Annotated in this window: 3 protein-coding genes; 2 read left to right on the top strand and 1 reads right to left on the bottom strand. The window is 73.0% G+C overall.

The window, feature by feature from the left end; all coding sequences use genetic code 11:
• A partial coding sequence (locus H5J30_RS36070; protein WP_374101031.1) for a hypothetical protein occupies nt 1–261 on the bottom strand: 261 nt, incomplete at its 3' end.
• 150 nt (nt 262–411) lie between these two features.
• Here H5J30_RS36070 and H5J30_RS28060 point away from each other — a divergent pair.
• Both H5J30_RS28060 and H5J30_RS28055 read left to right on the top strand, forming a co-directional pair.
• On the top strand, nt 412–615 hold the full coding sequence (locus H5J30_RS28060; protein WP_181790093.1) for a hypothetical protein: 204 nt from the start codon (nt 412–414) through the stop codon (nt 613–615).
• A 101-nt stretch (nt 616–716) separates the two neighbouring features.
• Nucleotides 717–2,099: a radical SAM protein gene (locus H5J30_RS28055; RefSeq protein WP_181790092.1), complete on the top strand. Its 1,383-nt coding sequence runs from the start codon at nt 717–719 to the stop codon at nt 2,097–2,099.
• The last annotated feature ends 187 nt before the right edge of the window (nt 2,100–2,286 follow it).

Here is a 2,286-nt window from a genome sequence, read left to right as displayed (position 1 = left end):
GGAGGACGTCCGGGAGCAGGCGGAGGCGCAGGCGCCCGCCGTGCCCGAGCGGCTGCGGCGCTGGCTCGCGAACGGCTGACGGACTTTCCGATACGGACCGGCCGGCAACTTCCTGGCCGCGGCGCCGCACGCCGCGGAGGCGGCCACCTCGCTGTACGTCGCCGCCTTCTGCCTGTCCATCGCGGCGGGGGCGGCGCTCGGGGGCGTGCTCGTCGAGGCGGTCGCGCTGGGGGCGGCGCCGGCCGCGGGGGCGGTACTCACCCTGGCGGCGGTAGTCCTGTGCACCCGTACGACACGAATACCGCCCGCCGCCGCCCGCGCCGCCGTGCCGCCCGGGACGCCGTGAGCCGGCCAGGCGGCGCCTCGGACCCCCGTACCCGTCCCGAATTCACCCGAAAGGAAATACCCGCCATGGCACGCACGCTCCTCAACCCCCCGCAGCTCCACGACCCGACCGGATGCGGCTACAGCCACGTCGCCACCGCCCCCGGCGAGCCGGTCTTCGTCGCGCAGACGCTCGTCGGGGTGGCGTCGCCGGCGCTGCCGGAGATGCTCTTCGAGGTCGACGCGGTGGCCGTACGAGCCGCACCCGGGGCGCCCGCCGGTCCCCGCTGACGCGGCGCGTCCGCTCCCCCGGCGCCCGGGACGGGAGGCCGCCCGTGTTCAATGGAGGGTGCGGCGTCGCTCCGCCACGGGCGCCGGGAAGGAGCAACCACATGGCCACCGCAACCACCGCAGCCACCGCAGCCGGCCGCAGCCGGACCGACCTGGTCGAGGGTCTGATGGCCCGCTTCCCGAACGTGCCCAGAGAAGCGGTGATCAAGGAAGACCTGCTGCGCGGCGGGATGGCCTTCGACGACTCCGCGCTCAGCGGCGCGGGCGAGGACGGCAGCGGCGAGGTGAAGCCGAAGTCGTACTTCATCTTCTCCTTCGACCACGGCACGCTCCCCGAGCTGGGCGCCGCCGCCCTCAACCGCCCGCCGGAGGAGGTCGTCCTCACCGGCGGCCCGTACGACCTGCGCCGCACCGTCGTCTCCGTCCGGGTCAACCCCGCGTCCCCGTACCGCGTGAAGCCCGGCGACGACGGCTCCCTCGGCCTCTACCTCGACGGCGTCCGCATCGCGGACGTCGGCCTGCCGCCGATGCCGGACTACTACCGGCACAAGCTCGCCAACGGGAAGTCGGTGATGGAGGTCGCGCCCACCATCCAGTGGGGCTACCTGATCTACCTCACGGTCTTCCGCGTCTGCCAGTACTTCGGCGCCAAGGAGGAGTGCCAGTACTGCGACATCAACCACAACTGGCGCCAGCACAAGGCCGCGGGCCGCCCCTACACGGGCGTGAAGCCGGTGGAGGAGGTGCTGGAGGCGCTGGAGATCATCGACCGGTACGACACCGCGAAGACCTCCACCGCGTACACCCTCACCGGCGGCGCCGTCACCCGCCACATCGGCGGCAAGGACGAGGCCGACTTCTACGGCCAGTACGCCAAGGCCATCGAGGAGCGCTTCCCGGGCCGCTGGATCGGCAAGGTCGTCGCCCAGGCGCTGCCGAAGGCCGACGTGCAGCGCTTCCGCGACTACGGCGCGCAGATCTACCACCCCAACTTCGAGGTGTGGGACCGCCGGCTGTTCGAGCTGTACTGCCCCGGCAAGGAGCGCTACGTCGGGCGCGACGAGTGGCATCGCCGCATCCTCGACTCCGCGGAGGTCTTCGGGCCCTCGAACGTCATCCCCAACTTCGTCGCGGGCGTGGAGATGGCCGAGCCGTTCGGCTTCACGACGGTCGACGAGGCCATCGCGTCCACGCGCGAGGGGCTGGACTTCTTCATGTCGCACGGGGTCGTGCCGCGGTTCACCACCTGGTGCCCGGAGCCGACGACGCCGCTGGGCAAGGCCAACCCCGAGGGCGCGCCGCTGGAGTACCACATCCGGCTGCTGGAGACGTACCAGGACGCGCTGGACACCCACGGGCTGTCGTCCCCGCCCGGATACGGGCCGCCCGGGGCGGGCCGCGCGGTGTTCTCCGTCAGCTCCTTCATGGACTCGATGCCGCTGCCCGACGACGCCTCGGAGGCGGCCGTCCCGGCCCGCACCTGAACACCCCCGGCCGCGTGGGATCCTGAGCACCATGACCGACAGGGGGCACGACGCGCGCGCGGCGGTGCGCGGCAGCTACGACGCCGTGGCGGAGTCCTACCTGGACACCGTCGGCGGTGAGCTGGCGCACAAGCCGCTGGACCGGGCGCTGCTCGCGGCGCTCCTGGAGCAGACCGCGGACGGCGCG

Source organism: Streptomyces phytophilus (assembly GCF_013870535.1).
Lineage (GTDB): Bacteria > Actinomycetota > Actinomycetes > Streptomycetales > Streptomycetaceae > Streptomyces > Streptomyces phytophilus.
The sequence above is the reverse complement of the archived record's forward strand: the minus strand, read 5'-3'. Positions and strand labels throughout refer to the sequence as shown.